The organism is Pseudomonas sp. B16120 (assembly GCF_044218845.1).
Taxonomy (GTDB): Bacteria; Pseudomonadota; Gammaproteobacteria; order Pseudomonadales; family Pseudomonadaceae; genus Aquipseudomonas; species Aquipseudomonas paracarnis.
Genome location: NZ_CP162588.1, coordinates 3,706,153 through 3,732,575, shown reverse-complemented (window position 1 = coordinate 3,732,575; position 26,423 = coordinate 3,706,153). Strand labels below are relative to the sequence as shown.

The following is a 26,423-nucleotide window of genomic DNA, read 5'->3' as shown; positions in this document are numbered from 1 at the left end:
GACGCCTTGTAACAAGCGATGCAGAGAGTTTGACAGTGTGTTTCATTCGGGTATTATGGCGCCCGCTGACACGGGGATGGGCTACTATAATCCTGTGATGCACAAGGGAAATTGGCAGAGTGGTTGAATGCACCGGTCTTGAAAACCGGCGGACGTTAATAGCGTCTCCAGGGTTCGAATCCCTGGTTTCCCGCCAAGATTTAAACGAAAGCCTCGCGAAAGCGGGGCTTTTGCGTTTCTGGGGTTTGGTTATACCGGGCTATTTAGGCAGTTGGTCTAACTCGAAAGGCCAGGAACACCGGCCCGAATGGGAAGGTACTGACTTCCAGCTCATCCAGTGGATTGAGCGTGTGCGTGCGGCTTCCAGCGTTGCTGTAGATCACGTGGCTGCTGGATACGGCAATGTTGATCTTGCCGGCGGCTGCCTGGATTAGATTCACCTTGAACCCTTCAATCACATCATCACCGATTGTCAGCGTGACATCTGTATCGCTGATGACCAGCATCGACTTGCCTGAATCCGACATGGTCAAGGGCCTGCTGCCGGTGATAGAAACATTGGTGTGCACATGTCCGCCAGCGTGGTAACTGACCATTCTCGGATCAGCGAAGACCCGGGCGAAGGAGCCGACATAATTCACACTGGCGCGCATGTCGTCGAATTGCTCAACCACGTATGTACCAATGCTGCCGGAAACTTCCCCATTGGGGTCCAGAACCCATTTGCGTCCTACCATCAACCCGATCTGGGTATTGGCACGTACACCGGCACGCATTTCTTCCAGAAAGAGCTGGCTGATCTGGCCACCGCCTTTGCCCTGGACATAGGTAAATCGTGCAATGGAATGGCTGTCGCCAGTGGGGCTGCCCTGGGCAGTATCGACCTTGTAGTCGACAAAGTCTGCCGAGACGATGGTGGTCGTGGTGTTGGCGTTTGGCGCCCAGGTAAAATCCAGGACCCTGCCGGTTTTGACCTGCTCTAGAGAGGTGGTGGCTTGTGATGTAGTCGTAGAGCCTGACTGCTTCAAATCGTCATTCATGATACTCATCCGTAAGTGAAGTCGAGGGTCGAAAGTACACGAAGCAAATGACCGCCGTCATCACAGCACTTTTTCTACAAGACTATGCTGTCTTACTGGATCCGTATGGAGCTGTCATCGTGCACGTGCCCTCGCACTGCGTATTCATTACTAAGCACAGTACGGAGCTTTTAGCTTGACTGATTTATTCCTCTCCACGGCAGCCATGGCCTGCCTCATGATTTCAAGCTTGTTTGTTAGGTGAACGTCGAAACTTCTAAAACAGTGCCCTGTCCCAGCTTTCATACCGATGTTTAAGTGCAACCTGCGAAAGCGGCTGAAAAGTCAGCGAGATGGAGTCATTCGAATGAAAATACTGAGCCTTTCGATGCTGGCGGGTGCCTCCATGATGCTAGTCTCTGAAGGCGTTTGGGCTGAGCAATATCTGCCCGAGATTGCCAGCAAAGCGCCTTACAAAAAAGCCTACGCAGAGATGCTCAGTTATCCGGACTGGGTCAGTAAAGCTCAGGGCACAGCGTCGCCAGTCGAGACGGTTTCGGCGGATGGTAAGCGCTTTACGGTAGGCCACATGTGCAAGGCACATGATTGTGCAGACAATCAGCTAATAGTGGTCTTTAACGCAGATGGAACAAAGTCCTGGGGGCTACTCGCGACGCGTCCAGCCGAGGGAGAGGCATTCAGTAAGCAATTACTGGGTGATCCCGACAGTGTCGTTCAGGGCCTACTGAATAAGTCGTTTGCTGACAACAATCCCGAAGATTGATGACCGGTGTCGCTCTGCTGCGGCAAACGGTGGGTGGGGAGAACGACCATCAGATAAGACATAGCGAACAGCCAGCTTGTTATGGTTATCGTGGATGTTAAAGTCGCACAAATTTTTTGAGGGAACGATATGCGAGGCTTAATCGGAGCATTACTGCTTGCTGCTCTTGGTGGGTGCTCCACATCGCCTATATCTGCCGACATCGCAGACCCTGTGCCATCCACAAGAATGTATGCCTTTACGGAAAAGAACGCGGCTCAGTTGGTGGTGACTAGAGACTCGGGCATCTACGGAGCTGAAGTCCGTTTTATTTTGCATATTGATGGAAAACCGGCTGCCGAGTTTCACCCTGGGGAGGTTGCCAGGTTTGGGCTGGCCCCTGGCAAGCATATTCTTGGTGTCTCGAAATACATGCTTTTCGGCACCTCAAGAATCATCGAATCAGAAATTGATATGAAGCCGGGAGACCTTGTTCGCCGCAGAATTTCTCAGCACGGCAGCAGTTTTTCTTTCACCCCGACTGCCTACTAAACGCCATTCGTCTAACGCCCGGCACTCTCAATCCCGATGCAGCCTCTCAATCCTAAGCGCGGATATCCCGAGCCTATAAACGGAGTGCCAGCATGGAAATCAACGAGAAAGCCCCAGGCAACATTTCCCAGCAAGCGGTTACCCGGGGCACCGATAACGAGACCGGCCATGACCCGCGGCGTGACGAGGACAATATCCCGCTGCCGCCGGATGACGAGGCGCCTCTTGAAGAAGATATGTCGGATGTAGATGCGGCCGATTCAGTAGCTACTGAGCATCCCAAGACCTGAAGGCGTTCAGGCCAAAGAGCCCGGCCCTGTGCCGGGCATTGTCTGCTGGCCCCCTTGGTCTCGTTCACCTCCTTGTGGCTGTAAGCCGATGCTGATCCGACCCGCACCGCTGCACTTTTTTCCATTTTGCTGATCTACCTCTGTCCCGGCCACCCGACTCCCGCGTGCGGCCCACAGAATCAGACCCGGTGCCGATGGATCGAACGTTTACGATTTTTACCACCCGATGGCCGCTGTTGCTGGCTGCGATGTTCGCGCTGTGTGCAGTGGGTTGCAGCCAACAACAGGGCCGCGATATCGCCAGGCAGTTCAGCGACGGCAAGCCCGATGAGTTCTTCCAGACCAGCGTCGACCGCATGGCTACCCTGGGCATGCGTGAGAACCTGCAGAGCCTCTATCTGCTGATGAGCAAGCTCTACCTGCGTAACCCCAGCCAGTGGCGTCAGTCGGGCTACCCGGATGCGGTGACCGCCGCCCGACAAATCCGCCAGGCCATCGAAAATCGCCAACCCTTGCCCGCACTCGGCGACAGGCGTGACTTGGCTGCCCTGAGTTACTCCCTGAGTCCCGACTTTCGTGGTGACCGGGTGGGCGCCTTTATCTATGCGATAGGCAGCATGCTCGTGACCGCTCACGGCGGGCGCACGCAGTTCTATGTGACCGACTCGATCAACCCGCAGTTTGTCAGCAATGCCGCGCGCAATATCGAAAAGGCCACCTGGCTGCTCAGCCAGCGTCAGGATGCCAACGGCGTGTTGCTGTTATTTTCCAACGAAATCTCGGAGGAGGGCAGTAACCTCAGTTTTGCCGTTGAGTTCGGCAAGATCGTCGCGCGGTTGGACCTGCTGACGCAAATCCTCGATGAGCGCTACCGGCGCATTGGCCTCAATTACGCACAAAGCCTGTTGCTGATGAATTTCCTGCCGGTGCAGTAAGGCCCATCGCATCGACCAATCGGTGCGGTGTTTCCCTTTCCGCTGTAGGAAGCGGCCTATCTTGTCTCCGGCGGCTTGAAAGGCTGGCCTGCGGGCAATAGCCTCGGATTTTTCTTAAACACGAGGCCCTCCCTTGGGTAAACGAAAAACGGTTTGGCCCACGGATCGCGAAATACGCTTGCGGTTTATCCTCTATGCGGTAATTGACGCCGCGACCGCCCAGGGCGTGTCTGCCGAGTTATTGCTGCCGGCGCATAAGTTATTGCGTGACTCGCCCACGGAAGACCAGTTGCGCGACACCTTGGGGGCGATTCTCGCCACTGACGAAATGTATGGCTTTCGCTTTCCGCCGGGGTCGGATGCAGATGATCTGATGCGGACATTGGCAACTGCCGATGGTTAAACTGATTCACCCCTGTTTTTGATACGCCCCTGTCCGTCATTAAGGAGTGACTCGAGGGGCATACCTGCCTTCCCATCACTGTTCGCGTGGTGGGCTCGGCCCGGCACGTTCCCGGATTCCAAGGACCTGCTCCCAATGCTGCTGCGCCACCCCCCGTTTATTTTTGCCGCCTTGACCCTCAGTTCGCTGGTACAGGCCGAAGGCCTGCAATTGGCGCCGGTTGAAGTCACTACGGCTGAGGCCAGTGCCGCAGAAATCGCCCAGGCGCAGCTCAAAAGCGTGCCCGGCGGCACCAATTACATCGATATGGACAGCGTGCAACAGGGACGGGTCAGCACCAACGAGGATGTCTTCAAGTACCAGGCTGGTGTTTACGCCAAGGCGGCCAATAACGAAGGGGTGAAGGTGTCCATTCGTGGCTCGGGCCTGAACCGCGCCCCCGGTGCCCATGCCTCCGGCCTGTATGAAATGTTCGACGGCCTGCCGCTTACCGGCCCAGGCGGCACGCCCTATGAGCTCAAGGACCCGCTGTGGCAAAGCCGGGTAGAGGTGCTGCGTGGCGCCAACGGGTTCGATCAGGGTGCATTGGCCTTGGGCGGTGCGGTCAACTACGTTACCCGCACCGGCTTGGACGCGCCCAAGCTGCAAGTGCGCTATGAGGTCGGCAGTCGCGGCTATGCCCAACGCGAAGTCAGTTCCGGGCAGGTGCTGGGGGACGCCGACTATTACATCAGCCTCACCGATTCGGAGTCCGACGGTTATCAGCACCAGAGCGCTGGTACCGGCAAGGGCATCGCCGCCAACTTTGGCTATCGCTTTAACCCGGACCTGGAAACGCGCTTCTACTTGCGTTATCGCGAAACCACCAACGATTCTCCCGGCAGACTCACGCGTGACCAGATCAGCCATGATCCGCGTGCCGCCAACAGCCTCAACGCCGCCCGCGATTCAAAACGCCTGCAACCGGGCTCTACCTGGATCGCCAACAAGACCACCTTGCAACTCGATGACGCATCAAGAATCGAAGTCGGGCTGGCCTATCACGATTACCCGATGGATCTGCGCGAGGGCACCAACCGCCTCAAGGTCGCCTACACCGATATCAGCGGCACCCTGAACTACATCCGTCAGGACAACCTGTTCGGCCATGCCAGCAAAACCACCTTCGGTCTGCGCACCACCCAGGCGATGCCCAATAATGGCGCTTCGGAATATGTGCGCATCCCGGCGGGCAAGACCGCAATCTACGCCCCCGGCACCAAGACCCGCGACTACAGTTACCTGGGTTCCGATACCGTGCTGCATGTAGGCAACGAGCTGGAATTGCTGGAGGATCTGTGGCTGACCACCGGCCTCGCCGCCATCTACACGCGCCGCGAAACCCAGGTCACTTACCCTGACGGGCAGGCACCGCTCAGTCAGCATGATTGGGATTATGCGCCGCGCATTGGCCTGCGTTACGACTTCACCCCGCAGTTGCAGGTCTACGGCAACCTGAGCCGCTCGGTAGAGCCCCCGCATGCGTGGTCGATGATCTGGGGCTCGAACAAATACTTTGGCCCGGGCAGTGGGGCGGCCACGGGGTTGCAGCGCGAAGGCGTGAAGCTGCGTAATCAGACCGCCACCACCCTGGAAATCGGCGGGCGCGGTGAAGCCTGGCTCGGCCAATGGGACCTGGCGCTCTATCGCTCGGAAGTTCGCCACGAGCTGCTTTCTGTAGAGACCCAGGCCCAGACTGCCACCAGCAACGCGATCATCGCCGAATCCAACGCCAGCCCCACCGTGCACCAGGGCGTGGAGCTGAGCCTGCTCAGCCCGCTGTGGGACGGCGGTGGCAGCGGTAAGCTCGACCTACGCCAGGCCTACACCTTCAGCGACTTCCACTACCGCGACGACGAGCGTTTCGGCGACAACACCTTGCCCGGCATTCCCAAGCACTATTACCAGGCGCAACTGCGCTACAGCCACCCGACGGGTTTCTACACCAGCCTCAACACCGAGCATGCATCACGGGTAGCGGTGGACTACGCCAATTCCTACTATGCGGCGGCCTCCACCACCCTCGGCGCCACGTTCGGCTATGACGCGCCCAAACACGACTGGCAAGCCTGGGTCGACCTGCGCAACCTGACCAACCGCCGTTATGCCAACACCGTCACGCCGGGTTATGACGACAAAGGGATGGACGCGGCGCGCTCCACCCCGGCGGATGGGCGGGGTATTTACACCGGCGTTTCCTGGAGTTGGCGTTAAATCAGCCTTCGTGCTGGCGCAGTCGCTTGTACAGGGTGTTGCGACTCACCCCCAGCTCTCGCGCCAGGTGGGAGATATTCCCGCCCACGGCTTCCAGGCGTTGGCTCAGGTCGAGGCGTTCATCCAGGTGCTCAGGTTTGGACTGCGGCACCGTCGCCTGCAAATCCACAAAAAAATCATCGGGCAGGTGTTCCGCGCGAATCGGCTGCTCCTCGGCCATCGCCAGCGCCACCTGCAACACGCTGCTCACCTGACGCAAATTGCCCGGCCACGGATGCTGCTCAAATAACCTCAGCACCTCGGCACTCAGCCCGGCCCACTGGTTCGGCTCGCGGTGTTGCTGCCACAGTTGCTGGAACAGCGCCTGCTTGTCGGTACGCTCGCGCAACGGCGGCAATTCCAGGGTCAGGCCGCCGATGCGGTAGTACAAGTCCTCGCGAAAGCGCCCGGCCTGCACCAGCTCGCGCAATGCACGGTTGGTCGCCGAGATGATGCGCAAATCCACCGGGAACACCTCGCTGCTGCCCACCGGTTGCACACAGCGCTCCTGCAACACCCGCAACAGGCGGGCCTGGGTCGGCAACGGCATATCGCCGATCTCGTCGAGAAACAGCGTGCCCTTGTCCGCCTTGCGAATCAGGCCAATGCTGCCTTTTTGGTTGGCGCCGGTGAAGGCGCCTTTTTCGTAGCCGAACAGTTCCGATTCCACCAGCTCTGCGGGAATCGCCGCACAGTTCACTGCGATCAACGCCTGTCGGCTGCGGGAACTGGCCTGGTGCAGGGCTTTGACGAATACTTCTTTGCCCACGCCGGTCTCACCGTGAATCAACAATGGAATGTCCTTTTCCAGCAGGCGCTCGGCCTGGCGCACGGCTTTCTCCACGCGCACATCGCCAAAATGCAGGGTCTGGAGGTTGATCGCGGTCGGCGCTGGCGGCGGCGGTTGGTTGAACACCCGCGCCTGCACCGGCATCTGCTTGGGCCGCTTCAACAGGCACTGGAACCGATTGCGTCCCGCCGCCTGCAACGCAAACGGCAACCCTTCGGGCTGGTTGAGCAACTCCAGCAGCGACACCTTGAACAGGCTGTCGATCATCACCCGCGAGAGGCTGATGCCCAGCAAGTTATCCGCACGCCGATTGGCCGACAGGACCTGGCCGCTTTCATCAAAGATCAGCAGGCCGGCCCATTGACTGTCGAGGTTGCTCAAGCCGGTGTTGAAGGTCAGTTGGAAATGTTCGCCGCGAAACAGGTTGAGGATCAGCCGATTCTCCACGGTCTGGCTCATCATCTTGACCATGCCCAGGGTGTGGGAGGGCGGCAGGTAACTGTCGCTGGACACATCCAGCACGGCGATGATTTCGCGCTGGGCATCGAAAATGGGCGCCGCGGAGCCGGTCATGAAGCGGTTGGCCTTGAGGAAGTGTTCATCGTGTTCAATATGCACGGCCTGGGCGCAGGCCAGTGCGGTGCCGATGGCGTTGGTGCCACTGGCGCGTTCTATCCAGCTGGCGCCGGGGCTGAAGCCACGGGCCAGCGTGGGTTCGATAAACCGCTGGGTGCCCCACGAGGTCAGCACCTGGCCCTGATTGTCGGCCAGCATGATCAGGCAGTTTGAATTGCTGAGGATGTTCTCGTAGTAGGGCAACACTTCCTGGTGGGTGGTCTGTACCAGGGAATGCTGGCTTTCCAGGAGTTGGCGAATGCCTTCGGCGGGCAGTTGGTCAAAGCTGGGGGCGCTCTGGTGGTCCAGGCCGTAGGCGCGGCAACGGCGCCAGGATTCCTGGATAAGGGTGTCGTGGGTCAAGGGTTCGGCCATCGTGCGACCTTCTTTATTATTGTTGTCGGGTCTTGCGCCATCTAACGTCAGACATCGAACAATGTGGGAGCGGGCTTGCCCGCGATGGCAATGGGTCAGGCACAGCCTCTACAAACTGATGCACCGCCATCGCGGGCAAGCCCGCTCCCACATTTGATCTTCGTCGCGCATAAAGTGTTGTTCACAACTGTTCATTGTCAACCCCGGCAGTGTTCAGTTGTTCAGCCGGATTGTTCACTCCTGAACATCATGATTCACCCATCTCCTTACACATCAAGCGCTTGCGGTTTTGGCACGAAACTCGCTCTGACAACGGACCAGATTCATTCCAATAATAAAAAAGGTCGTGTCATGTCATTGACCCTGGAACATGTCTCCCGCGTTGTCGACGGCCAAACCTGGATCGACGACGCCAACCTGCGGTTCGAAGCCGGTTCTTTCAACGTCTTGCTCGGTCGTACCCTGTCCGGCAAGACCAGCCTGATGCGCCTGATGGCCGGTCTGGACAAGCCCGACAGCGGCCGCATCCTGATGAACGGCGTGGATGTCACGCAAAAGCCGGTGCGCCTGCGCAATGTGTCGATGGTCTACCAGCAGTTCATCAACTACCCGACCATGACCGTGTTCGAGAACATCGCCTCGCCGTTGCGCCAGGCCGGTGTGTCCCAGGAGGTGATCCAGAGCAAGGTGCTGGAAACCGCCAAGATGCTGCGCATCGAGAAATTCCTGCAGCGTCACCCCCTGGAATTGTCCGGTGGCCAGCAGCAACGCACCGCCATGGCCCGCGCCCTGGTGAAAGACGCTGAACTGATTCTGTTCGATGAGCCGCTGGTCAACCTGGACTACAAACTGCGCGAAGAGCTGCGCCAGGAAATGCGCGAACTGTTCAAGGCGCGCCACACCATCGCGATATATGCCACCACCGAGCCCAACGAAGCCCTGGCCTTGGGTGGCACCACCACCATTCTTCACGAGGGGCGGGTAATCCAGAGCGGCAAGGCCGCCGAGGTCTACCACCAGCCGCAAACCGTCCTCGCCGCTGAACTGTTCTCTGAGCCGCCGATCAACCTGATGCCAGGGCGTATCAGCGGCAACGAGGTGAGCTTCGCCAATTTCGTGCATTTCCCACTCAATGTTGACCTGCGTCCTATCGGCGAAGGCGAATTCCGCTTTGGCGTGCGCCCCAGCCATATCAGCCTGGTGCCTAGCAACGATGATGACCTGGAGCTGGCGGTGACCGTGGAAGTCGCCGAGATCAGCGGCTCGGAAACCTTCCTGCATGTGCGCAGTGAGCACTTCCTGCTGGTGCTGCACCTGCCTGGGGTGCATGAATACGATGTCGACGCGCCGATCCGCGTGTATATCCCCACCCATAAACTGTTTGTGTTCGATGGTCAGGGCCGCTTGGTCCAGGCCCCCGGGCGCCGTGTCGCGAGGGTTGCCTGATGGCCGAGATCCATTTGCGTAACCTTGCCCATAGCTACAGCCCTACGCCTACAGGGCCAGAAGACTACGCCATTCGGGAAATGAACCATGTGTGGGAGCAGGGCGGTGCCTACGCCTTGCTCGGGCCGTCAGGCTGCGGCAAGTCCACGCTGCTCAATATCATTTCCGGCCTGCTCAGCCCGTCCGAAGGCCAGGTGCTGTTCGATACCCAAGTGGTCAACGACTTGACCCCGGAAAAGCGCAATATCGCCCAGGTGTTCCAGTTCCCGGTGGTGTACGACACCATGACGGTGTTCGACAACCTGGCGTTCCCGCTGCGCAACCAGGGCATGGCTGAAGCGAAAATTCACAGCAAGGTGCAGGAAATCGCCGAAGTCCTCGACTTGCAAACCCTGCTGAGCAAAAAAGCCCGCAACCTCACCGCCGACGAAAAACAGAAAGTCTCCATGGGCCGTGGCCTGGTGCGCGATGACGTGTCGGCCATTCTCTTTGATGAGCCGCTGACGGTGATCGACCCGCACCTGAAGTGGAAACTGCGGCGCAAGCTCAAGCAGATTCACGAGCAGTTCAATATCACCATGGTCTACGTCACCCACGATCAACTGGAAGCCTCCACCTTCGCCGACAAGATCGCGGTGATGTATGGCGGGCAGATCGTACAGTTCGGTACGCCGCGTGAATTGTTCGAGCGGCCCAGCCACACCTTTGTCGGTTATTTCATCGGTAGCCCTGGGATGAATCTGATCGAGGTGCAGGCCAAGGCTGGCGGTGTAGGGTTCGCCACTACCCTGTTGCCACTGTCCGAAGCGTTGCAGCAACGTCTCAACGCCACCGACTACAAAAAGCTCCAGGTTGGTATCCGCCCGGAATTTATCCACGTGTGGGACGAGTACAACCCTGACGCCCTGCAAGCCGACGTCGTCCATGTGGAAGACCTCGGCACCTACAAGATCATGACCCTCAACCTCGACGGCGCCACCCTCAAGGTGCGGCTGGCCGAGGACAAGCCGGTGCCGGAAGGCAAGGCTTCCATCAGCTTCCCCGCGCAATGGCTGATGCTCTACGCCGACGATTACCTGCTGGAGGTGGCGCCATGAACAAGGTGCAGAACAACAAGGCCTGGTGGCTGGTGTTGCCGGTGTTCCTGCTGGTGGCGTTCAGTGCGGTGATCCCGATGATGACCGTGGTCAACTATTCGGTGCAGGACATTTTCGACCAGTCCAGCCGCTATTTTGTCGGGGCCGACTGGTACAAGCAGGTGCTGCTCGACCCGCGCCTGCACGACTCGCTGCTGCGCCAGTTCATCTACTCGGCCTGCGTGCTATTGATTGAGATCCCATTGGGCATCGCCATCGCCCTGACCATGCCCACCAAGGGCCGCTGGTCCTCGCTGGTGCTGATCATTCTCGCCATTCCGTTGCTGATTCCGTGGAACGTGGTCGGCACCATCTGGCAGATTTTTGGCCGTGCCGACATCGGCCTGCTGGGCTCGACCCTCAACGCCATGGGCATCAGCTACAACTACGCTGCCAACACCATGGACGCCTGGGTCACCGTGTTGGTGATGGATGTGTGGCACTGGACCTCATTGGTGGCGCTGCTGTGCTACTCCGGCTTGCGCGCGATTCCGGACGTGTACTACCAAGCTGCGCGAATTGATCGTGCATCGGCCTGGGCGGTGTTCCGACATATCCAGTTGCCGAAGATGAAAAGCGTGCTGCTGATCGCGGTGATGCTGCGCTTCATGGACAGCTTCATGATCTACACCGAACCCTTCGTGCTCACCGGCGGCGGGCCGGGTAACGCCACCACCTTCCTGAGTCAGACGCTTACCCAGATGGCCGTCGGCCAATTCGACCTGGGCCCGGCGGCGGCGTTTTCCCTGGTGTACTTCCTGATCATCCTGTTGGTGTCCTGGCTGTTCTACACCGCCATGACCCATTCCGACGCCAACCGCTGAGGCCGCCAACATGACCAAGCGCAAGCTGATTCCATTACTGATCTACATCCTGTTCCTGCTGGTGCCGATCTACTGGCTGCTGAACATGTCCTTCAAGAGCAACACCGAAATCCTCGGCGGCCTGACCCTGTTTCCGCAGGATTTCACCCTGGCCAACTACAAGGTGATTTTCACCGACCCAAGCTGGTACACCGGCTACCTCAACTCGCTGTACTACGTGAGCCTGAACACGGTGATCTCCCTGAGCGTGGCGCTGCCGGCGGCCTATGCGTTTTCGCGCTATCGCTTCCTGGGTGACAAGCACCTGTTCTTCTGGCTGCTCACCAACCGTATGGCGCCGCCGGCAGTGTTCCTGCTGCCGTTTTTCCAGCTGTATTCATCCATTGGCCTGTTCGATACGCACATCGCCGTGGCCTTGGCCCATTGCCTGTTCAACGTGCCGTTGGCGGTATGGATTCTGGAAGGCTTCATGTCCGGTGTACCCAAGGAAATCGACGAAACTGCCTACATCGACGGCTATAGTTTTCCCAAGTTTTTCGTGAAGATTTTTATCCCGCTGATTGGCTCCGGTATCGGCGTTACGGCGTTTTTCTGCTTTATGTTTTCCTGGGTCGAGCTGCTGCTGGCGCGCACGCTGACCTCGGTCAACGCCAAGCCCATCGCAGCGGTGATGACCCGCACGGTGTCGGCGTCCGGCATTGATTGGGGCGTGCTGGCAGCGGCGGGGGTGTTGACCATCCTGCCGGGCATGCTGGTGATCTGGTTTGTACGCAACCACGTGGCCAAGGGCTTTGCCCTGGGCCGGGTCTAGAGGAGTCGATGATGGAATGGATGGCCTGGACCACCCCCACTGCGCTGTTCTTTGGCGGCATTGCCCTGATTCTGGCGGGCATGACCACTTGGGAATTACGTTCGCCGAGTATCCCGCGGCGCGGTTTGCTGCCGATCAGCACCACCCGTGGGGATCGCTTGTTTATCGGTCTTCTCGGTAGCGCCTACCTGCATTTGCTGGTCATTGGCGTTACCGACTGGAGTATCTGGGTGGCGTCCGCGCTCTCCCTTGTTTGGCTGTTGAGTGTGATGCGTTGGGGCTGATGCCCTTATGAATAAACAACCTGGAGGTCTCTATGTTGAATAAAAACAATAAGCTGCGACATAGCATTTCATTGGCCGCCGTACTGGCCCTCAGTGGTTTGAGCGCTTCGGCCTGGGCTGATGCGTATGAAGATGCCGCGAAAAAATGGATCGGCAGCGAGTTCAAACCCTCGACCCTTACCGAAGCCCAGCAGTTGGAGGAGTTGAAGTGGTTTATCAAGGCGTCGGAGCCGTTCCGTGGGATGAAGATCAACGTGGTGTCGGAAACCCTCACCACCCACGAGTACGAATCCAAGGTGCTGGCCAAGGCCTTCAGTGAAATCACCGGCATCAAGCTGACCCACGACCTGCTGCAGGAAGGCGACGTGGTGGAGAAGCTGCAAACCCAGATGCAATCCGACAAGAATATCTATGACGGCTGGGTCAACGATTCCGACTTGATCGGTACGCACTTTCGCTACGGCAAGACCGAGTCCATCACCGACCTGATGGCCAACGAAGGTAAGGATTTCACCTCGCCCACCCTGGACCTCAAGGACTTTATCGGCCTGTCTTTCACCACCGCGCCGGACGGCAAGATCTACCAGTTGCCCGACCAGCAGTTCGCCAACCTCTACTGGTTCCGCGCCGACTGGTTCGAGCGGCCGGAGCTGAAGGCCAAGTTCAAGGAGAAATACGGCTACGACCTGGGCGTGCCGGTGAACTGGTCGGCTTATGAAGACATCGCCAAGTTCTTCAGCGAAGACGTCAAGGAAATCGACGGCAAGCGCATTTATGGGCACATGGACTACGGCAAGAAAGACCCGTCCCTGGGATGGCGTTTCACCGATGCCTGGTTCTCCATGGCCGGCGGCGGCGACAAAGGCTTGCCCAACGGCTTGCCGGTGGACGAGTGGGGCATCCGTGTAGAGGATTGCCACCCGGTGGGCTCCAGCGTCACCCGCGGCGGCGACACCAACGGCCCGGCGGCGGTATTCGCCACGCAGAAATACGTGGACTGGATGAAAGCCTACGCGCCACCGGAAGCGGCGGGCATGACCTTCTCCGAATCCGGCCCGGTGCCGTCCCAGGGCAACATCGCCCAGCAGATCTTCTGGTACACCGCGTTTACCGCCGACATGGTCAAGCCGGGCCTGCCGGTGGTGAATGCCGATGGTACGCCGAAATGGCGCATGGCACCGTCCCCAGTCGGGCCGTATTGGGAAAAGGGCATGAAGAAGGGCTATCAGGACGTAGGTTCCTGGACCTTCCTCAAGTCCACGCCCGAAAAGCAGAAACTCGCGGCCTGGCTCTACGCGCAATTCGTGACCTCAAAAACCGTGTCGCTGAAGAAAACCATCGTTGGCCTGACGCCGATTCGTGAGTCCGATATCAACTCCCAGGCCATGACCGACATGGCGCCCAAACTCGGTGGCCTGGTGGAGTTCTACCGCAGCCCGGCCCGTACCGAGTGGTCCCCGACGGGCACCAACGTGCCGGACTACCCGCGCCTGGCGCAACTGTGGTGGAGCAACATCGCCGCAGCGGCCAGCGGCGAGAAAACCCCGCAACAGGCGCTGGACAACCTGGCCAAGGAGCAGGATGCGATCATGACGCGCCTGGAACGCTCCAAGGTGCAACCGGTGTGCGGCCCGAAAATGAACCCCGAGCGTGACGCGCAATACTGGTTTGACCAGCCGGGCGCGCCGAAGCCGAAACTGGCCAACGAGAAGCCCAAGGGCGAAACCGTGAACTACAACGACCTGCTCAAGCAGTGGGAGGCGGCGCGTAAGTAACAGCGCCATCTCAACCCCTGTAGGAGCGAGCTTGCTCGCGAAGAACTCACCGACGCCGCGTTTATTCAGGAAGCACGCGTTATCGTTGACGTTTTTCGCGAGCAAGCTCGCTCCTACAGGCATTTTTTGGTTTTGTGAGCCCTGACAAACGACCGCTTATCCCTCCCAACCCAACCTCATTTGAATTTTCCGCACGCCCCGAGGCTCTGCATTTTAGAAGCGCGTGATGTTGAGCGCTCTTGCGGGGCCACCTTGTGGGAGGCCCGTTGTAACGGACTTTGCGGAAACTGCCATCATGACACTCCTTACAGCGCTGTCTGGCCAGCCGGCCTCTCTCACCGACTCGGCCCAGGGCCGCCATCAACGGGTCTACCAACAGCTGCATGGCGAAACCCAAGACGCCACCGAACTGGCGCGTGAATACCTGCACGATCAATTGGCCCTGGTAGAGGCCACCGACTGCGACTTGCCAGAGGCCCCCGAACAGCTGCTGGCCTGGGTCGAGCAGCGCTGCGCCGAGGTGGCCCAGGCCTATGCCGACTATCTGGAACAGCGTCGAAACGGTGGGCCACGGCGGTATTTCCAAAACAAGGCCCATGCTTTGTACTTTCTTCAGTGCGTGGCGCCGACCAAACAGGTCGACGGCGCCTGGCTCTATGGCTTGCTGCGCTATTGGCAAGACCAGCGCTTCGACGGCCTGCTCACCACTTACCTGGAAGAATTGGGCGACGGTGAAGCTGCGCAGAACCATGTGGTGATCTACCGCAAGTTGCTCAGCGAGCACGATGCCGACAGCGACGCCGGCCTTGAGGATGACCATTACCTGCAAGGCGCGCTGCAACTGGCGCTGGGCGTTTGCGCCGACGAGTTCCTGCCGGAGGTCATTGGCTTCAACCTGGGTTACGAGCAACTGCCGCTGCACCTGTTGATCACCGCCTATGAACTCAGTGAGCTAGGCATCGACCCTTATTACTTCACGCTGCATGTCACCATCGACAACGCCAGCAGTGGCCACGCGTGCAAAGCTGCACAATCGGTGCTGAACCTGTTGCCGCTGGGCGAGGGCAGGGCAGACTTCTATCGCCGTGTGGCGGCAGGCTACCGTCTGAATGATTTGGGCCTGGGTACCACGTCTATCATCAAACAATTCAACTTGCAGGACGAGGTGGTGGCGATGCTTGAGCGCAAGCGCGCCTTCGGCCAGCACATGCATTCGGACTATTGCCGCTTTGAAGGGCAGACCGTCAACCAATGGCTGGCCCGGCCTGGGCAGATCGGCGCTTTCCTCAAGGCCCTCGAAGACAAAGGCTGGATCAAGCACAACCAGGACCCCACCAACAGTCGCTTCTGGCAATTGATCGAGGGCGCTGGCGCCGCGATGTTCGGGGTGTTCAGCGGTTATGAAAAACAACTGATCCATGACTGGATTGCGGGTGAATGGGTTGCCAGCGAACGCGTGCCGCCCGTGCGGCCGGGACGCGGCAGCCGGTTTTCCCGCGAGCAGCATCGTCCCGCGGATCCTGATACCCAGGCCCTGGCGGAGTCATTGTGCAACTTGCCCGATGAGCAACAGCTCAATGCGCTGATCCCGTGGCTGTCGGCCCGCCGTCACTGCACGCCTGCCGGGCTGTATGCCACTCGCCGCTTTATCCAACTGCGTGCGCGCCTGCGCTAAGGAATGTGCCTATGTCTGCGCAACAACTGGCTGATCGTGCCTTGTTGAATTTGGGCCGCGGGTTGAAGGAGGGTGGTTATCGCTTTATCACGCCAACGCCCTTGACCCATGAGCGTGTCTATCGGCGGCTGGCGACGCCCCTGGCAATGACGCTGCGCGATGTGTTCGGTTGGTCGATGCCGTTCGATCAAGGCCTGCTGCCCGAGGCCCTGCGTGAAGAATTGCAGCAAGCGGATGTGATCGAAAAGCACGGCGCGCTATGGCGCAGCGCAGTGCGATGGTCGAGCCTCGACGAGCTGCTGTTCGCCCATTCGCCTTATCCCACCGACCAGGCGGACGCGGTGTTTTTCGGCCCCGACAGCTATCGCTTTGCCCAGGTAATCGAAGCTTACCTGCAACAACGTTTCGAGCCGCTCAAGCGCGCCGTGGACATCGGCTGTGGCGCCGGCGTCGGCGCGCTGGTGATTGCTAAAGCCCGGCATGACGCCCAGGTGCTGGCGGTGGATATCAACCCCCGTGCCCTGCGCATGACCGCGGTGAATGCCGAGCTGGCCGCGCTGAATAACGTCAGCGTGTACCACAGTGACGTGCTGGCCAGTGTGGAGGGCGAATTCGACCTGATCGTCGCCAACCCGCCGTACATGAAAGATGACCGCCAGCGCGCCTATCGCCATGGCGGCGGCGCCTTGGGGGAGCAGTTGTCGCTGCGCATCGTCAGTGAGTCCATCGGGCGCCTGGCCCTGGGCGGTAGCCTGCTGCTGTATACCGGGGTGGCGATGGTGGCCGGCAGCGACCCTTTCCTGGAGGCGGTCAAGCCACTGCTAGGCAGCGACGCCTACGGCTGGACCTACCGCGAACTGGACCCGGACGTTTTCGGTGAAGAACTGGAAAAGCCCGGCTATGAGCAGGTGGAGCGCATCGCCGTGGTCGCACTGACTGTCACCCGATTGCGCTGAATACCCGATGCTCACCTTTGGCATTGAAGAGGAATACTTCATCACCGACCTGCACAGCCGCCAGATGGTCGGCGAGCCCTCGGCGGCGGTGCTGGCAGCCTGCCGCGAAGCGATTGGCGCAGGCTTCTCGTTTGAGATGTTCCAGGGCCAGATCGAGGCGGCCTCTCCGGTGTTCACCTCCAGCGCCGAAGCGGCGGACTACTTCCGAGCAGTACGCCGCAACCTGGCGCAATCCCTGGCTGAGTTCGGCCTCGGTGCGGTGTGCGCCGGCAGCCACCCCCTGGCCGATTGGCGTGGGCAACAGCCGACCGATCAGGCGCATTTCCGGCAACTGTTCGACGATATTCAATATGTAGCGCGGCGCAGTGTGTTGTGCGGGCTGCATGTGCATGTGCAGGTGCCTCAAACGCTGGACCGTATCGCGGTGATGAACCAGGTGTCGCCTTGGCTGCCGTTGTTGTTGCTGCTCAGTTGCTCATCGCCTTTCTGGGACGGCGCGCCCAGCGGCTTTATGAGCTACCGCCAGGCCGCGTGCGACGAGTGGCCCCGCATGGGCGTGCCGGAGCACTTTAGCGACTGGGCCGAGTACCTGCGCTACCTGGCCCTTTTGCAGCGCATCGGCGCGATCAAGGCCGATGGCAATGGCTGGTGGGGCATTCGCCCGGCGGCGCGTTACCCCACCCTGGAACTGCGCATGACCGACGCCTGCCCACGGCTGGCGGACGCCTTGGCCCTCGCCACGCTGTTTCGGGTGATGGTCACCCACGCCTGCGCGATGCAGCGTCCTGGCGCTGGTTTCAGTGCCGAGGCGCGCTGGCTGCTCAAGGAGAATCGCTGGCAGGCCAAGCGTTATGGGGCCGCTGGTACCTTTGCGTTGGACGACACCGGCACCCTGGGCAGCGCTGAGCAATGGCTGCAATACGCCCGACAGACCTTTGCCGCCACCGCAGAGGCCATGGGCGAGCCGCTGTTGTTCGATACCTTGGATGCCTTGCTGCAACGCGGCAACAGCGCGACTGAGCAGTTGCGCTGGCACGCCCAGGCCCAGGCCAGCGGCGCCGATGCAATTGCCAGCGTGCGCCAGGTAGTCGACCTGCTGTTGGCCCAGACGCGCGGCGACCATTGATCGGGTGTCGCTCTACGTCGAAGGAACACTGAGGGGCTGCTCTGTCCTTAATTAGTAACCCCTCAACGGCAGGAGCGCAGAGCATGCGAGCGATGACTTACCAGGGCGCACACAAGGTGCAGGTGGATACCGTGCCCGATCCGATCATTGAACAACCCGACGATATTATTTTGCGGGTCACCGCCACCGCAATCTGTGGCTCGGACCTGCACCTGTACCGGGGCAAGATCCCGACCGTGGAGCACGGCGATATCTTCGGCCATGAGTTCATGGGCATCGTCGAAGAAACCGGCCCGGCCGTTACTGCCGTGCAACCCGGCGACCGTGTGGTGATTCCGTTTGTGATTGCCTGTGGCGATTGTTTCTTCTGCCAGCTCCAGCAATTCGCCGCTTGCGAAACCACCAACGATGGGCGCGGTGCGATCCTGAATAAAAAAGCCATCCCGCCGGGTGCTGCGCTGTTCGGCTACAGCCGTCTGTATGGCGGCATTCCCGGCGGCCAGGCGGAGTGGGTGCGGGTGCCCAAGGCCAACACCGGGCCGTTCAAGGTGCCCGGCACCCTGGCGGATGAGAAGGTGCTGTTCCTCTCCGATATCCTGCCCACCGCCTGGCAGGCAGTGACCAATGCCGGCATTGGCAAAGGCTCTAGTGTGGCGATTTATGGCGCCGGGCCGGTGGGCCTGCTCAGTGCGGCTTGCGCACAAATGTTGGGCGCCGAGCAGATCTTCATGGTCGACGACCATCCGTATCGTTTGGCCTACGCGCAGAAAACCTACGGCGTGATCCCGATCAACTTCGAAGAAGACGAAGACCCGGCGGACACCATCATCCGCCAGACCGCCGGCATGCGCGGCGTCGATGGTGTGGTGGACGCGGTGGGTTTCGAGGCCAAGGGCAGCACTACAGAAACCCTGCTCACTGCCCTCAAGATCGAAGGTAGCAGCGGCAAGGCCCTGCGCCAGTGCATCGCCGCCGTACGTCGCGGTGGTGTGGTCAGCGTCGCCGGGGTGTATGCCGGGTTTATCCATGGCTTCATGTTCGGCGATGCCTTCGACAAGGGCCTGACCTTCAAGATGGGCCAGACCCATGTGCAGCGGTTCTTACCGGAGTTGTTGGAGCACATCGAGCTGGGGCATCTGCATCCGGAGGCGATCATCACTCACCGGCTGCCCCTGGAGCAGGCGGCGCGGGGGTATGAGCTGTTTGATAAAGCCGAGGAGGAATGCCGCAAGGTGATCCTCCTGCCGGGTGGGAGCGACCGGCCGCTGACCGAGCCGCTGGACGAACTGACCCCTGAGTTGCGCGTACAAAGCGTTCCCGGCTTCTAGGCCAATACCCGGGAAAATATGGGAGCTGGCTTGCCTGCAATAGCGGTGGTTCAGTTGAATATTCAGTGAGTGACACACCGCCTTCGCGGGCAAGCCCGCTCCCACAGGGGATCTGTGCCGGACGCTGATTTTGTGGGCGATGCATGACCAATGTGGGAGCTGGCTTGCCTGCGAAGGCGGTGTGACAATCACTGTATCTGTGACTGCACTACCGCTTTCGCAGGCAAGCCAGCTCTCACATGGATTTTCTTTGCTTTGACAGTGGTGTTTCCCACATTAACCGGTGTCAGGCTGCGGCTTGCGGCTGGATGCGCAATTGGCCTTCGACATCCTTGACCAACCCACTGGCGACAAACAGCGGCGCCAGGCGTTTGTGCAACTGTGGCTCGACAAACTCCTTGACCGTATCCAGCGCCAACGTACCACTGAGCGGCAGCTCGGCCTTGGTGTACGACAACCATGCCTTCTTCAACGCCATCAACACATCACTGCCCGCCGTCGAAGCGAAGCGACGGTGCAGGGGCTTGGTGTCGAAGGTGAAGGTGTGTTGGAACTCATAACCGCTTTCATCGCCGCCGTTGGCCGTGCAGCGCACGCAGGTGCAAGGGCCGTCACCGAAGGCGCTGCGCAGGTAGGCGTTGAAGTCCACCACGGGCTTGAGTGACAGGCGCTTATCAACCTCGAACAGGTCCCCGGTCATTTTTTCGTCAGTGTTCAACGTCCATTCCTCGCAGTCGGTTGCTGTGTTTCAAAGCGCGGCACAATACCAGCCGAGCGTCGGTTTGGGGATTATTTGCGTCGTGAGGGAGGGTCAGCGGAAGAATTCACCGGGGGTGGAATCGAACTGCTGACGAAATGCATTGATAAAGGCTGAGGTCGATTCATAGCCACACCCCAATGCCACATCCGTCACCCGCTCGCCTTGTTCCAGGGCGGGCAGAGCGCTCAACAGGCGCAGGCGCTGGCGCCATGCGCGAAACGTCAGCCCGGTGTCACTCAGGAACACCCGACTCAGGGTCTTTTCACTCACCTCCAGCTTTCGGCTCCACTCGCCCAACGTCGTCTGCTGCTCGGGATGCAGGTTGAGGCTGCGGTAGATCTGTCGCAGCCGTGGGTCGTGAGGCAGTGGCAACATCAAATCCACCTGGGGTGCGGCGGCGAGCTGATCGAGCAGTACCTGAGCCAGGCGCCCGTCCGGCCCGTCCTCGGTATATTCCACCGGCAATTGGCTGAAGTTGCGGATCAGCTCGCGTAGCAAACTGCTCACCTCCAGCACCTGGCAACGCTCGGCGGCCCAGGCGGTGACGCTGCAATCGAGGTATAAGCTGCGCATTTCCGTATGGGGTGAACTGAACACCCGATGGGGCATGCCGGCCGGAATCCACACCGCGCGCTGCGGTGGTGCGACGAAACGGCCAACGCTGGTCTGGATCTCCAGCACTCCGGAAATCGCGTAGGACAGCTGCACCCACGGGTGGCTGTGGCGTCGCGTCAGCGCACGGTTGGGCAAGGATTCAGTACGCCCGTACACCGGCCTCGGCAGGCTGGAAAGCCCTGGGACACTGCGGCGAACGGCTTTTTCATGTCCTTTAGGCGGCATTTACTGGCTCATTGGCGTTAGTCGGTAACAGGTGGTTACGTTAGAGTCGTCGCGACGCTCTTGGCAACCCCTGGAAGAATTGCTTATGACCCGGCCCCGGTTTCTCCCCGACAACTTCACCCTCACTCTGATCGCCACCGTGATCCTCGCCTCACTGCTGCCCGCCAGCGGCCAGACCGCCGTGGCGTTCGGCTGGGTCACCAACCTGGCCATCGCGCTGCTGTTTTTCCTGCACGGCGCCAAGCTGTCGCGCAAGGCTATCGCCGCCGGTGCCGGCCACTGGCGTTTGCATTTGCTGGTGTTCAGCCTGACCTTCGTACTATTTCCGTTGTTGGGCCTGGCGCTCAAGCCAGTGCTGTCGCCGTTGATCGGCAACGAGCTGTACATGGGCATGCTCTACCTCTGCGCCTTGCCGGCCACTGTGCAATCGGCGATTGCCTTTACCTCCCTGGCCCGCGGCAACATCCCGGCGGCCATCTGCAGCGCGGCGGCGTCCAGCCTGTTCGGCATCTTCCTGACGCCGCTGCTGGTAGCGCTGCTGCTCAACGTGCATGGGGATGGCGGCTCCACAGTCGATGCGATTGTCAAAATCAGCGTGCAGTTGTTGCTGCCGTTCATTGCCGGGCAGATTGCCAGCCGATGGATCGGTGGCTGGGTCGGGCGTAACAAAGCCTGGCTGAAATTCGTCGACCAGGGCTCGATTCTGCTCGTGGTCTACGGGGCTTTCAGCGAGGCGGTCAACGAAGGCATCTGGCACCAGATCCCGCTGTGGGAGTTGGGCGGCTTGGTGGTGGCTTGCTGCGTGCTGCTGGCCCTGGTATTGGTGGCGTCTACGCTGCTGGGCAAGGCGTTTGGCTTTAACCAGGAAGACCGCATCACCATCTTGTTCTGTGGTTCGAAGAAAAGCCTGGCGACCGGCGTGCCGATGGCGCAGGTGCTGTTTGCCGGGGCGAGCATGGGCGTGTTGATTTTGCCGTTGATGCTGTTTCACCAGATCCAGTTGATGGTCTGCGCGGCGTTGGCCCAACGCTATGCCCAGCGGCCGGAGAGCATCCCCGAATTAATGGGGCAGGTGGATCCGTGATGCACCTCTCATTCGCGGGTAAATAAGCTCAAGTTAACCGGCGTGACGACGACTTACTTCTTAACTAACCCAAGAAGGAGTGTCGGCATGAACGTTCGTCGTGTAGCGGTAATGACTGGCCTTCTGGGGCTGTGGGCAAGTACCTGCGGCGCCGCACAAACCGTGGGGCAGGGCACCATCAGGTTCAGCGGCGCCATTGTCGAGTCAGGGTGTGCGACAAATGCGCGCAGCGGTTCGGTGATGGAACTGCGCGGCTGTGCCCAATCCAGTCGTGGCAGCCGAATCGAGGTGCGCAGTGTGGTGCCGGTTGTCAGTGTCGATGCACCCCATGTGCGGCTGGTGGCGGACAGCGGCAAGGGGCGCTATTACGATCAGCGCTATGTGTTGGTAGACAGCGCCGGCAAGCTTATCCAGTCAGGCAACTACATCATTACCATGACTTCGCCGTAGGCCGCCGGGCGACGATCCGCAGCAACAGCGGTGCGAGAAACCTATAGAATGCTCGGCGGCGGCGCTTGTCCTGGGTGGCCGCTTGATCACCGTCAGAGTACCGCGCCCGTCAATGAGCCTTTCAGCCGCAACCCCACAAGCCAATTGGCAACCGGTCATCGCCCTTGCGCTGGCCGCGTTTGTGTTCAATACCACCGAATTTGTCCCCGTCGGGCTGCTCAGCGCCATTGGTGCCAGCTTTGATATGCCCGTGGCCAGCGTCGGCCTGATGCTCACCATCTACGCGTGGATCGTGTCGCTGACCTCGCTGCCGGTGATGCTACTGACCCGCAACGTCGAACGGCGCAAGCTGCTGATCGTATTGTTCGGTCTGTTTATTGCCAGCCATATTCTCTCTAGCGTGGCCACCAGCTTCGGCTTGCTGATGGTCAGTCGTGTCGGCATTGCCCTGGCCCATGCGTTGTTCTGGTCGATCACGGCTTCGCTGGCTGTACGCCTGGCGCCAGAGGGCAAGCAGGTGCAGGCCCTTGGCTTGCTGGCCACCGGCACATCCCTGGCGATGGTGTTGGGCATTCCCTTGGGCCGCCTGTTGGGCGAGGCCATGGGCTGGCGCACTACCTTCCTGGTGATCGCCGCGTTCGCCGCCGCCCTGGTGTTCTGGCTGGGGCGCACCTTGCCGCTGCTGCCCAGCCAGAACTCCGGCTCCCTGCGCAGTCTGCCGCTGCTGTTCAAGCGTCCTGCGCTGGTGGCGCTCTATGTGCTGACCGCAATGACCGTTACCGCGCAATTCACCGCCTACAGCTACATCGAACCCTTCGTCGAAGGCGTCGCCGGCCTGGGCGGCAGTGCCGTGACCCTGATCCTGCTGGTGTTCGGTGGTGCTGGCATCATCGGCTCGTTGTTGTTCAGCCTGGTGCATCGCCTCAACCCCCACCTGTTCGTGATCGGCGCAGTGTCTATCCTCGCCGCGTGCCTGGCGCTGATGCTGCCGTTGAGCGGCGCCGAGTCTTACCTGGTGGGGCTGAGTATTTTCTGGGGCATGGCGATCATGGGCTTTGGCCTGGCCATGCAGTCCAAGGTGCTGGTGCTGGCACCGGACGCCACCGATGTGGCCATGGCGATGTTTTCCGGGATCTACAACATCGGCATCGGCGGTGGTGCGTTGATGGGCAGTTGGGTCGGCAGCCACTTCGGCTTCGCCTGGATCGGCGCGGCGGGCGGTTTGCTGGCGGGGTTGGCGTTGGTGGGGTATTGCCTGGCGATTCGGCGGTTTGGGCAGGGTGGTGCCCCGATGCCAAGCTGATCGCCCCGTATCCACCGGATAACTGCAGACTTAATGTGGGAGCTGGCTTGCCTGCGATGGCGGTGTGTCAGCCACTGCATCTGTTGCTGCGCGACCGCTTTCGCAGGCAAGCCAGCTCCCACATTTGATCTTCACTGCCTTGAGCAATGCGTTCGCTTAACTGACTGTCCTACGCCACCGGAATCAACGGATCCGCCGCCGCCAGTGCCACTGCTCTATCCGCCGCCGGTGGGTAGATCCACACGCTATTGATCTGCTGTTTGAGTTCCTTGGCTTCCTGGCCCACCAGCTTGAGCTGACGGTCCCAGCCTTCGGTGTACACCGCGCCCCAAGCGCCGAGGTCGAGGCAGGTCACGTATTTGGGTTGGCTGTAGGCCATGGGGGCCACGCCGATCAGATCGGCGGCGACGTTGTTGCCGGCGTAGCGGCCCAGGGCGATAGCGTGCTGGCAGGACATGGCAGCGAAGTTGCCCAGCGCGTCTGTGGCGGCGTAGGCCACGTCGCCAGCGGCGAAGATGGCAGCCTGGCCCTTGACCTTGAGGTGGGCGTTCACGTGCAGGCGGCCCTGGGGATCGCGGGTGCCCTCAACCTGTTCGGTCAGCGGGTTGGCGCGAAAGCCGATGGTCCAGATCACGGTGCTTGATTCAATCCGCTGCCCATCTGCCAGGGTCACGCCACCGGCATCCACCGAGGCGACCGAGGTGTTCAGTACCCATTCAATCCCCAGCTCGCGGCTGGCTTCGATGATCGAGGGGCGTATGCCATCGCCCATCGACGCGGCAATCTGCGGCCCGCGGTCGACCACGATCACACGGATGTTGGCCGTCTCACCCAGTGCCGCACGCAGGCGCGCCGGCATTTCGGTGGCGGTCTCGATACCGGTAAAGCCGCCGCCGGCCACCACTACGGTATTGCGGGCCGGACTGTCGGGCAGATTTTTGAGGGCCTTGATATGGGCCTCAAGGCGCGCGGCGTCTTCGATCTGATCCACATCGAACACATGCGCAATGCCGTCCATGTCTGGGCGGTTCAAGCGGCTGCCGGCAGCCACTACCAGGCGGTCGTAGCTGAGGGTGGCCGGGATGCCGGCCGCGTTGCGGTAGGTCACTTGCTTATTAGTGGCGTCGATGCTGTCGGCGGCGCCTGGCACAAAGGTCACGCCCACAGCGTCGAACAGCGCATCAAGCGGGGCCAGCATGGTATGCACATCGGGCTCGTAGAACCGCGGGCGGATACGCAGTTCTGCTTGGGGGGCGAGCAGGCTGATACGCACATCGTTGCGGTCGTGTTTATCCAATAGCCGAGCGGCGCTCAAGGCGCTCCACACGCCACCAAACCCAGCGCCGATGATCAGAATATGTTGTTTCATGGGGTTGCTCCAGAGACCAGGTAAGCCGCAAGGCATTGCCGGATCACTGTAAAAGCAGCAGGGCCTGTCCGAAAGGACAGATAACCCTGGATGACTGCCGCCTCTGCCGGCCTAGCGGGAAAAGCGCTCGCGGTAGTCGCGCGGTGAGATGGCCAGGTGGCGGTGGAAGGTGCAGCGCATGTGTTCTTCGTCGCCAAACCCGCACAGCCCGGCGATCTGCTCGATGCTACGCTGGGAGTCTTCAAGCATGCGGCGCGCCGCTTCCATGCGAAACAGCTCAATGGCCTTGGCCGGGGTGCGACCGGTTTTTTGCTTATAGACCCGGGCAAAATTGCGTGGGCTCATATGGCTCTGCGCGGCCAAGCGTTCGACGCTGAGGTCACTGTCGCGCAGGTTGTCGCTGATCCAGGCATGCAGCGCATCAAAGCCGGCGCTGTCGGCGGTTTGCGCTTGCAGCACCTGGCTGAACTGCGCCTGGCCACCGGGGCGCTTGAGGAACACCACCAGTTCGCGTGCCACTTGCAGCGCCACTTCGCGCCCGCAGTCGGCCTCCACCAGCGCGAGCGCCAGGTCGATCCCGGCACTGACGCCCGCCGAGGTCCACACCTGGCCCTGCTGCACGAAGATCGCGTCCACGTCCACCTCGATGCTCGGGAAGCGTTGCTTGAGCAGCTCGCACATGGCCCAATGCGTCGCCGCGCGGCGACCCTCCAGCAAGCCCGCCAACGCCAGCAAAAACGTGCCGCTGCACACCGACGCGGTACGTCGCGCCTGACCGGAGGCGTTGCGCAGCCAGTCCACCAGCGCAGTATTGTCCAGCATGGCTTGCTCAATGGCGGGCGCGCCGGGTACCACCAGGGTGTCGATGGTGGCTGGGTCCAACTGCGCTAAAGCCACAGTGTCGACGCTCAAGCCTTCGGCGGTTGGCATCAGCCCGCCCGCCAGGCTGGCATTGTGCAGCACATAACCTTGCAAACCGCGTTCGGCCATGGCCTTGGTGGCGGCCCAGAACACCGTTTGCGCGCCGGTCAGGTCGAGCAAACCCATCTGCGGATACGTCAGGAACACCAAGGTGCGCGGTTGGGCCAATGGGGAGAGTAGGGTCATACGCTGGCCAGTTGCTCGATCTGGCTCAAGGTGCGCAAGTGTGCACCCATGCCCCTGGTAAATGGCTTGAGTTGTTCAACTTTGGACGTCATGACAGTGGTCTCCGGTAAAGGGG

General features: G+C 60.4%; 25 protein-coding genes and 1 tRNA gene. 20 read left to right on the top strand and 6 right to left on the bottom strand.

Annotated features, from left to right (window positions below; all coding sequences use genetic code 11):
- Positions 1 to 105: 105 nt before the first annotated feature.
- Positions 106 to 196: transfer RNA gene (locus tag AB4P90_RS17175), tRNA-Ser, on the top strand.
- Positions 197 to 263: 67 nt separating this feature from the next.
- Here AB4P90_RS17175 and AB4P90_RS17170 read toward each other — a convergent pair.
- Positions 264 to 1,040: a hypothetical protein gene (locus AB4P90_RS17170; protein WP_019816803.1), complete on the bottom strand. Its 777-nt coding sequence runs from the start codon at positions 1,038 to 1,040 to the stop codon at positions 264 to 266.
- A 346-nt stretch (positions 1,041 to 1,386) separates the two neighbouring features.
- On the opposite strand from AB4P90_RS17170, the gene AB4P90_RS17165 reads away from it, so the two are divergent.
- The 6 genes from AB4P90_RS17165 to AB4P90_RS17140 all read left to right on the top strand — a co-directional run bounded on the left by AB4P90_RS17165 (position 1,387) and on the right by AB4P90_RS17140 (position 6,215).
- Positions 1,387 to 1,803, top strand: coding sequence for an Ivy family c-type lysozyme inhibitor (locus AB4P90_RS17165; protein ID WP_014718872.1), 417 nt, complete (start codon positions 1,387 to 1,389; stop codon positions 1,801 to 1,803).
- A gap of 129 nt (positions 1,804 to 1,932) precedes the next feature.
- Positions 1,933 to 2,334, top strand: coding sequence for a hypothetical protein (locus AB4P90_RS17160; protein WP_014718871.1), 402 nt, complete (start codon positions 1,933 to 1,935; stop codon positions 2,332 to 2,334).
- 92 nt (positions 2,335 to 2,426) lie between these two features.
- Positions 2,427 to 2,624, top strand: coding sequence for a hypothetical protein (locus AB4P90_RS17155; protein WP_014718870.1), 198 nt, complete (start codon positions 2,427 to 2,429; stop codon positions 2,622 to 2,624).
- A 194-nt stretch (positions 2,625 to 2,818) separates the two neighbouring features.
- Positions 2,819 to 3,559, top strand: a complete 741-nt coding sequence (locus tag AB4P90_RS17150) for a hypothetical protein (RefSeq protein WP_395605178.1) — start codon at positions 2,819 to 2,821, stop codon at positions 3,557 to 3,559.
- Positions 3,560 to 3,692: 133 nt separating this feature from the next.
- Positions 3,693 to 3,962, top strand: coding sequence for a hypothetical protein (locus AB4P90_RS17145; protein WP_019816804.1), 270 nt, complete (start codon positions 3,693 to 3,695; stop codon positions 3,960 to 3,962).
- A gap of 135 nt (positions 3,963 to 4,097) precedes the next feature.
- The gene (locus tag AB4P90_RS17140; protein WP_395605177.1) at positions 4,098 to 6,215 is read left to right on the top strand and encodes a TonB-dependent receptor family protein; all 2,118 of its coding nucleotides are present in this window, start codon (positions 4,098 to 4,100) and stop codon (positions 6,213 to 6,215) included.
- 1 nt (position 6,216) lies between these two features.
- Here the strand turns inward: AB4P90_RS17140 and AB4P90_RS17135 are convergent, their stop codons facing one another.
- Positions 6,217 to 8,034 carry a sigma-54-dependent Fis family transcriptional regulator gene (locus tag AB4P90_RS17135; protein WP_032902867.1) on the bottom strand — a complete coding sequence of 606 codons (1,818 nt, stop codon included), beginning with the start codon at positions 8,032 to 8,034 and terminating at the stop codon, positions 6,217 to 6,219.
- A gap of 351 nt (positions 8,035 to 8,385) precedes the next feature.
- Between AB4P90_RS17135 and AB4P90_RS17130 the strand changes: the two genes are divergently transcribed.
- The 10 genes from AB4P90_RS17130 to AB4P90_RS17085 all read left to right on the top strand — a co-directional run bounded on the left by AB4P90_RS17130 (position 8,386) and on the right by AB4P90_RS17085 (position 19,395).
- Positions 8,386 to 9,480 carry an ABC transporter ATP-binding protein gene (locus tag AB4P90_RS17130; protein WP_014718865.1) on the top strand — a complete coding sequence of 365 codons (1,095 nt, stop codon included), beginning with the start codon at positions 8,386 to 8,388 and terminating at the stop codon, positions 9,478 to 9,480.
- Positions 9,480 to 10,577, top strand: a complete 1,098-nt coding sequence (locus tag AB4P90_RS17125; RefSeq protein WP_137271232.1) for an ABC transporter ATP-binding protein — start codon at positions 9,480 to 9,482, stop codon at positions 10,575 to 10,577. The genes AB4P90_RS17130 and AB4P90_RS17125 overlap by 1 nt, the downstream gene beginning before the upstream one ends.
- Entirely contained in the window at positions 10,574 to 11,440 is an 867-nt protein-coding gene (locus AB4P90_RS17120) for a carbohydrate ABC transporter permease (RefSeq protein ID WP_005789024.1), read from the top strand. Before AB4P90_RS17125 ends, AB4P90_RS17120 begins: the two co-directional genes overlap by 4 nt.
- 10 nt (positions 11,441 to 11,450) lie before the next feature.
- Positions 11,451 to 12,251, top strand: a complete 801-nt coding sequence (locus tag AB4P90_RS17115; protein WP_137271231.1) for a carbohydrate ABC transporter permease — start codon at positions 11,451 to 11,453, stop codon at positions 12,249 to 12,251.
- 11 nt (positions 12,252 to 12,262) lie between these two features.
- The gene (locus tag AB4P90_RS17110; protein ID WP_014718862.1) at positions 12,263 to 12,535 is read left to right on the top strand and encodes a DUF2160 domain-containing protein; all 273 of its coding nucleotides are present in this window, start codon (positions 12,263 to 12,265) and stop codon (positions 12,533 to 12,535) included.
- Positions 12,536 to 12,567: 32 nt separating this feature from the next.
- A complete protein-coding gene (locus AB4P90_RS17105) occupies positions 12,568 to 14,310 on the top strand; it encodes an ABC transporter substrate-binding protein (RefSeq protein WP_003192009.1) in 1,743 nt (580 codons plus the stop codon).
- A 295-nt stretch (positions 14,311 to 14,605) separates the two neighbouring features.
- Positions 14,606 to 15,985 carry an iron-containing redox enzyme family protein gene (locus AB4P90_RS17100; protein ID WP_106111274.1) on the top strand — a complete coding sequence of 460 codons (1,380 nt, stop codon included), beginning with the start codon at positions 14,606 to 14,608 and terminating at the stop codon, positions 15,983 to 15,985.
- An 11-nt stretch (positions 15,986 to 15,996) separates the two neighbouring features.
- Positions 15,997 to 16,941, top strand: coding sequence for a class I SAM-dependent methyltransferase (locus AB4P90_RS17095; protein WP_102666272.1), 945 nt, complete (start codon positions 15,997 to 15,999; stop codon positions 16,939 to 16,941).
- A gap of 7 nt (positions 16,942 to 16,948) precedes the next feature.
- Positions 16,949 to 18,067, top strand: a complete 1,119-nt coding sequence (locus AB4P90_RS17090; protein ID WP_395605176.1) for a carboxylate-amine ligase — start codon at positions 16,949 to 16,951, stop codon at positions 18,065 to 18,067.
- An 83-nt stretch (positions 18,068 to 18,150) separates the two neighbouring features.
- Positions 18,151 to 19,395 carry a zinc-dependent alcohol dehydrogenase gene (locus tag AB4P90_RS17085; protein ID WP_133632836.1) on the top strand — a complete coding sequence of 415 codons (1,245 nt, stop codon included), beginning with the start codon at positions 18,151 to 18,153 and terminating at the stop codon, positions 19,393 to 19,395.
- A gap of 286 nt (positions 19,396 to 19,681) precedes the next feature.
- Here AB4P90_RS17085 and AB4P90_RS17080 read toward each other — a convergent pair whose 3' ends face one another.
- Complete coding sequence (locus AB4P90_RS17080; RefSeq protein WP_020303074.1) at positions 19,682 to 20,113, bottom strand: hypothetical protein; 432 nt, start codon at positions 20,111 to 20,113, stop codon at positions 19,682 to 19,684.
- A gap of 93 nt (positions 20,114 to 20,206) precedes the next feature.
- Positions 20,207 to 20,995: a helix-turn-helix domain-containing protein gene (locus tag AB4P90_RS17075; protein WP_014718855.1), complete on the bottom strand. Its 789-nt coding sequence runs from the start codon at positions 20,993 to 20,995 to the stop codon at positions 20,207 to 20,209.
- An 85-nt stretch (positions 20,996 to 21,080) separates the two neighbouring features.
- On the opposite strand from AB4P90_RS17075, the gene AB4P90_RS17070 reads away from it, so the two are divergent.
- From AB4P90_RS17070 to AB4P90_RS17060, 3 genes are all read left to right on the top strand, one after another.
- Entirely contained in the window at positions 21,081 to 22,079 is a 999-nt protein-coding gene (locus tag AB4P90_RS17070) for a bile acid:sodium symporter family protein (RefSeq protein ID WP_395605175.1), read from the top strand.
- A gap of 87 nt (positions 22,080 to 22,166) precedes the next feature.
- A complete protein-coding gene (locus AB4P90_RS17065; RefSeq protein ID WP_038450482.1) occupies positions 22,167 to 22,529 on the top strand; it encodes a type 1 fimbrial protein in 363 nt (120 codons plus the stop codon).
- Positions 22,530 to 22,641: 112 nt separating this feature from the next.
- Positions 22,642 to 23,832 (top strand): sugar transporter, encoded by a 1,191-nt coding sequence (locus tag AB4P90_RS17060; protein WP_014718852.1) that lies wholly within the window; start codon positions 22,642 to 22,644, stop codon positions 23,830 to 23,832.
- 169 nt (positions 23,833 to 24,001) lie between these two features.
- On the opposite strand, the gene AB4P90_RS17055 is transcribed toward AB4P90_RS17060, so the two are convergent.
- Together AB4P90_RS17055 and AB4P90_RS17050 are read right to left on the bottom strand one after the other, a co-directional pair.
- Complete coding sequence (locus AB4P90_RS17055; RefSeq protein WP_395605174.1) at positions 24,002 to 25,201, bottom strand: NAD(P)/FAD-dependent oxidoreductase; 1,200 nt, start codon at positions 25,199 to 25,201, stop codon at positions 24,002 to 24,004.
- 111 nt (positions 25,202 to 25,312) lie between these two features.
- Positions 25,313 to 26,308, bottom strand: a complete 996-nt coding sequence (locus AB4P90_RS17050; RefSeq protein ID WP_073452232.1) for a GlxA family transcriptional regulator — start codon at positions 26,306 to 26,308, stop codon at positions 25,313 to 25,315.
- Between the last annotated feature and the right edge of the window lie 115 nt (positions 26,309 to 26,423).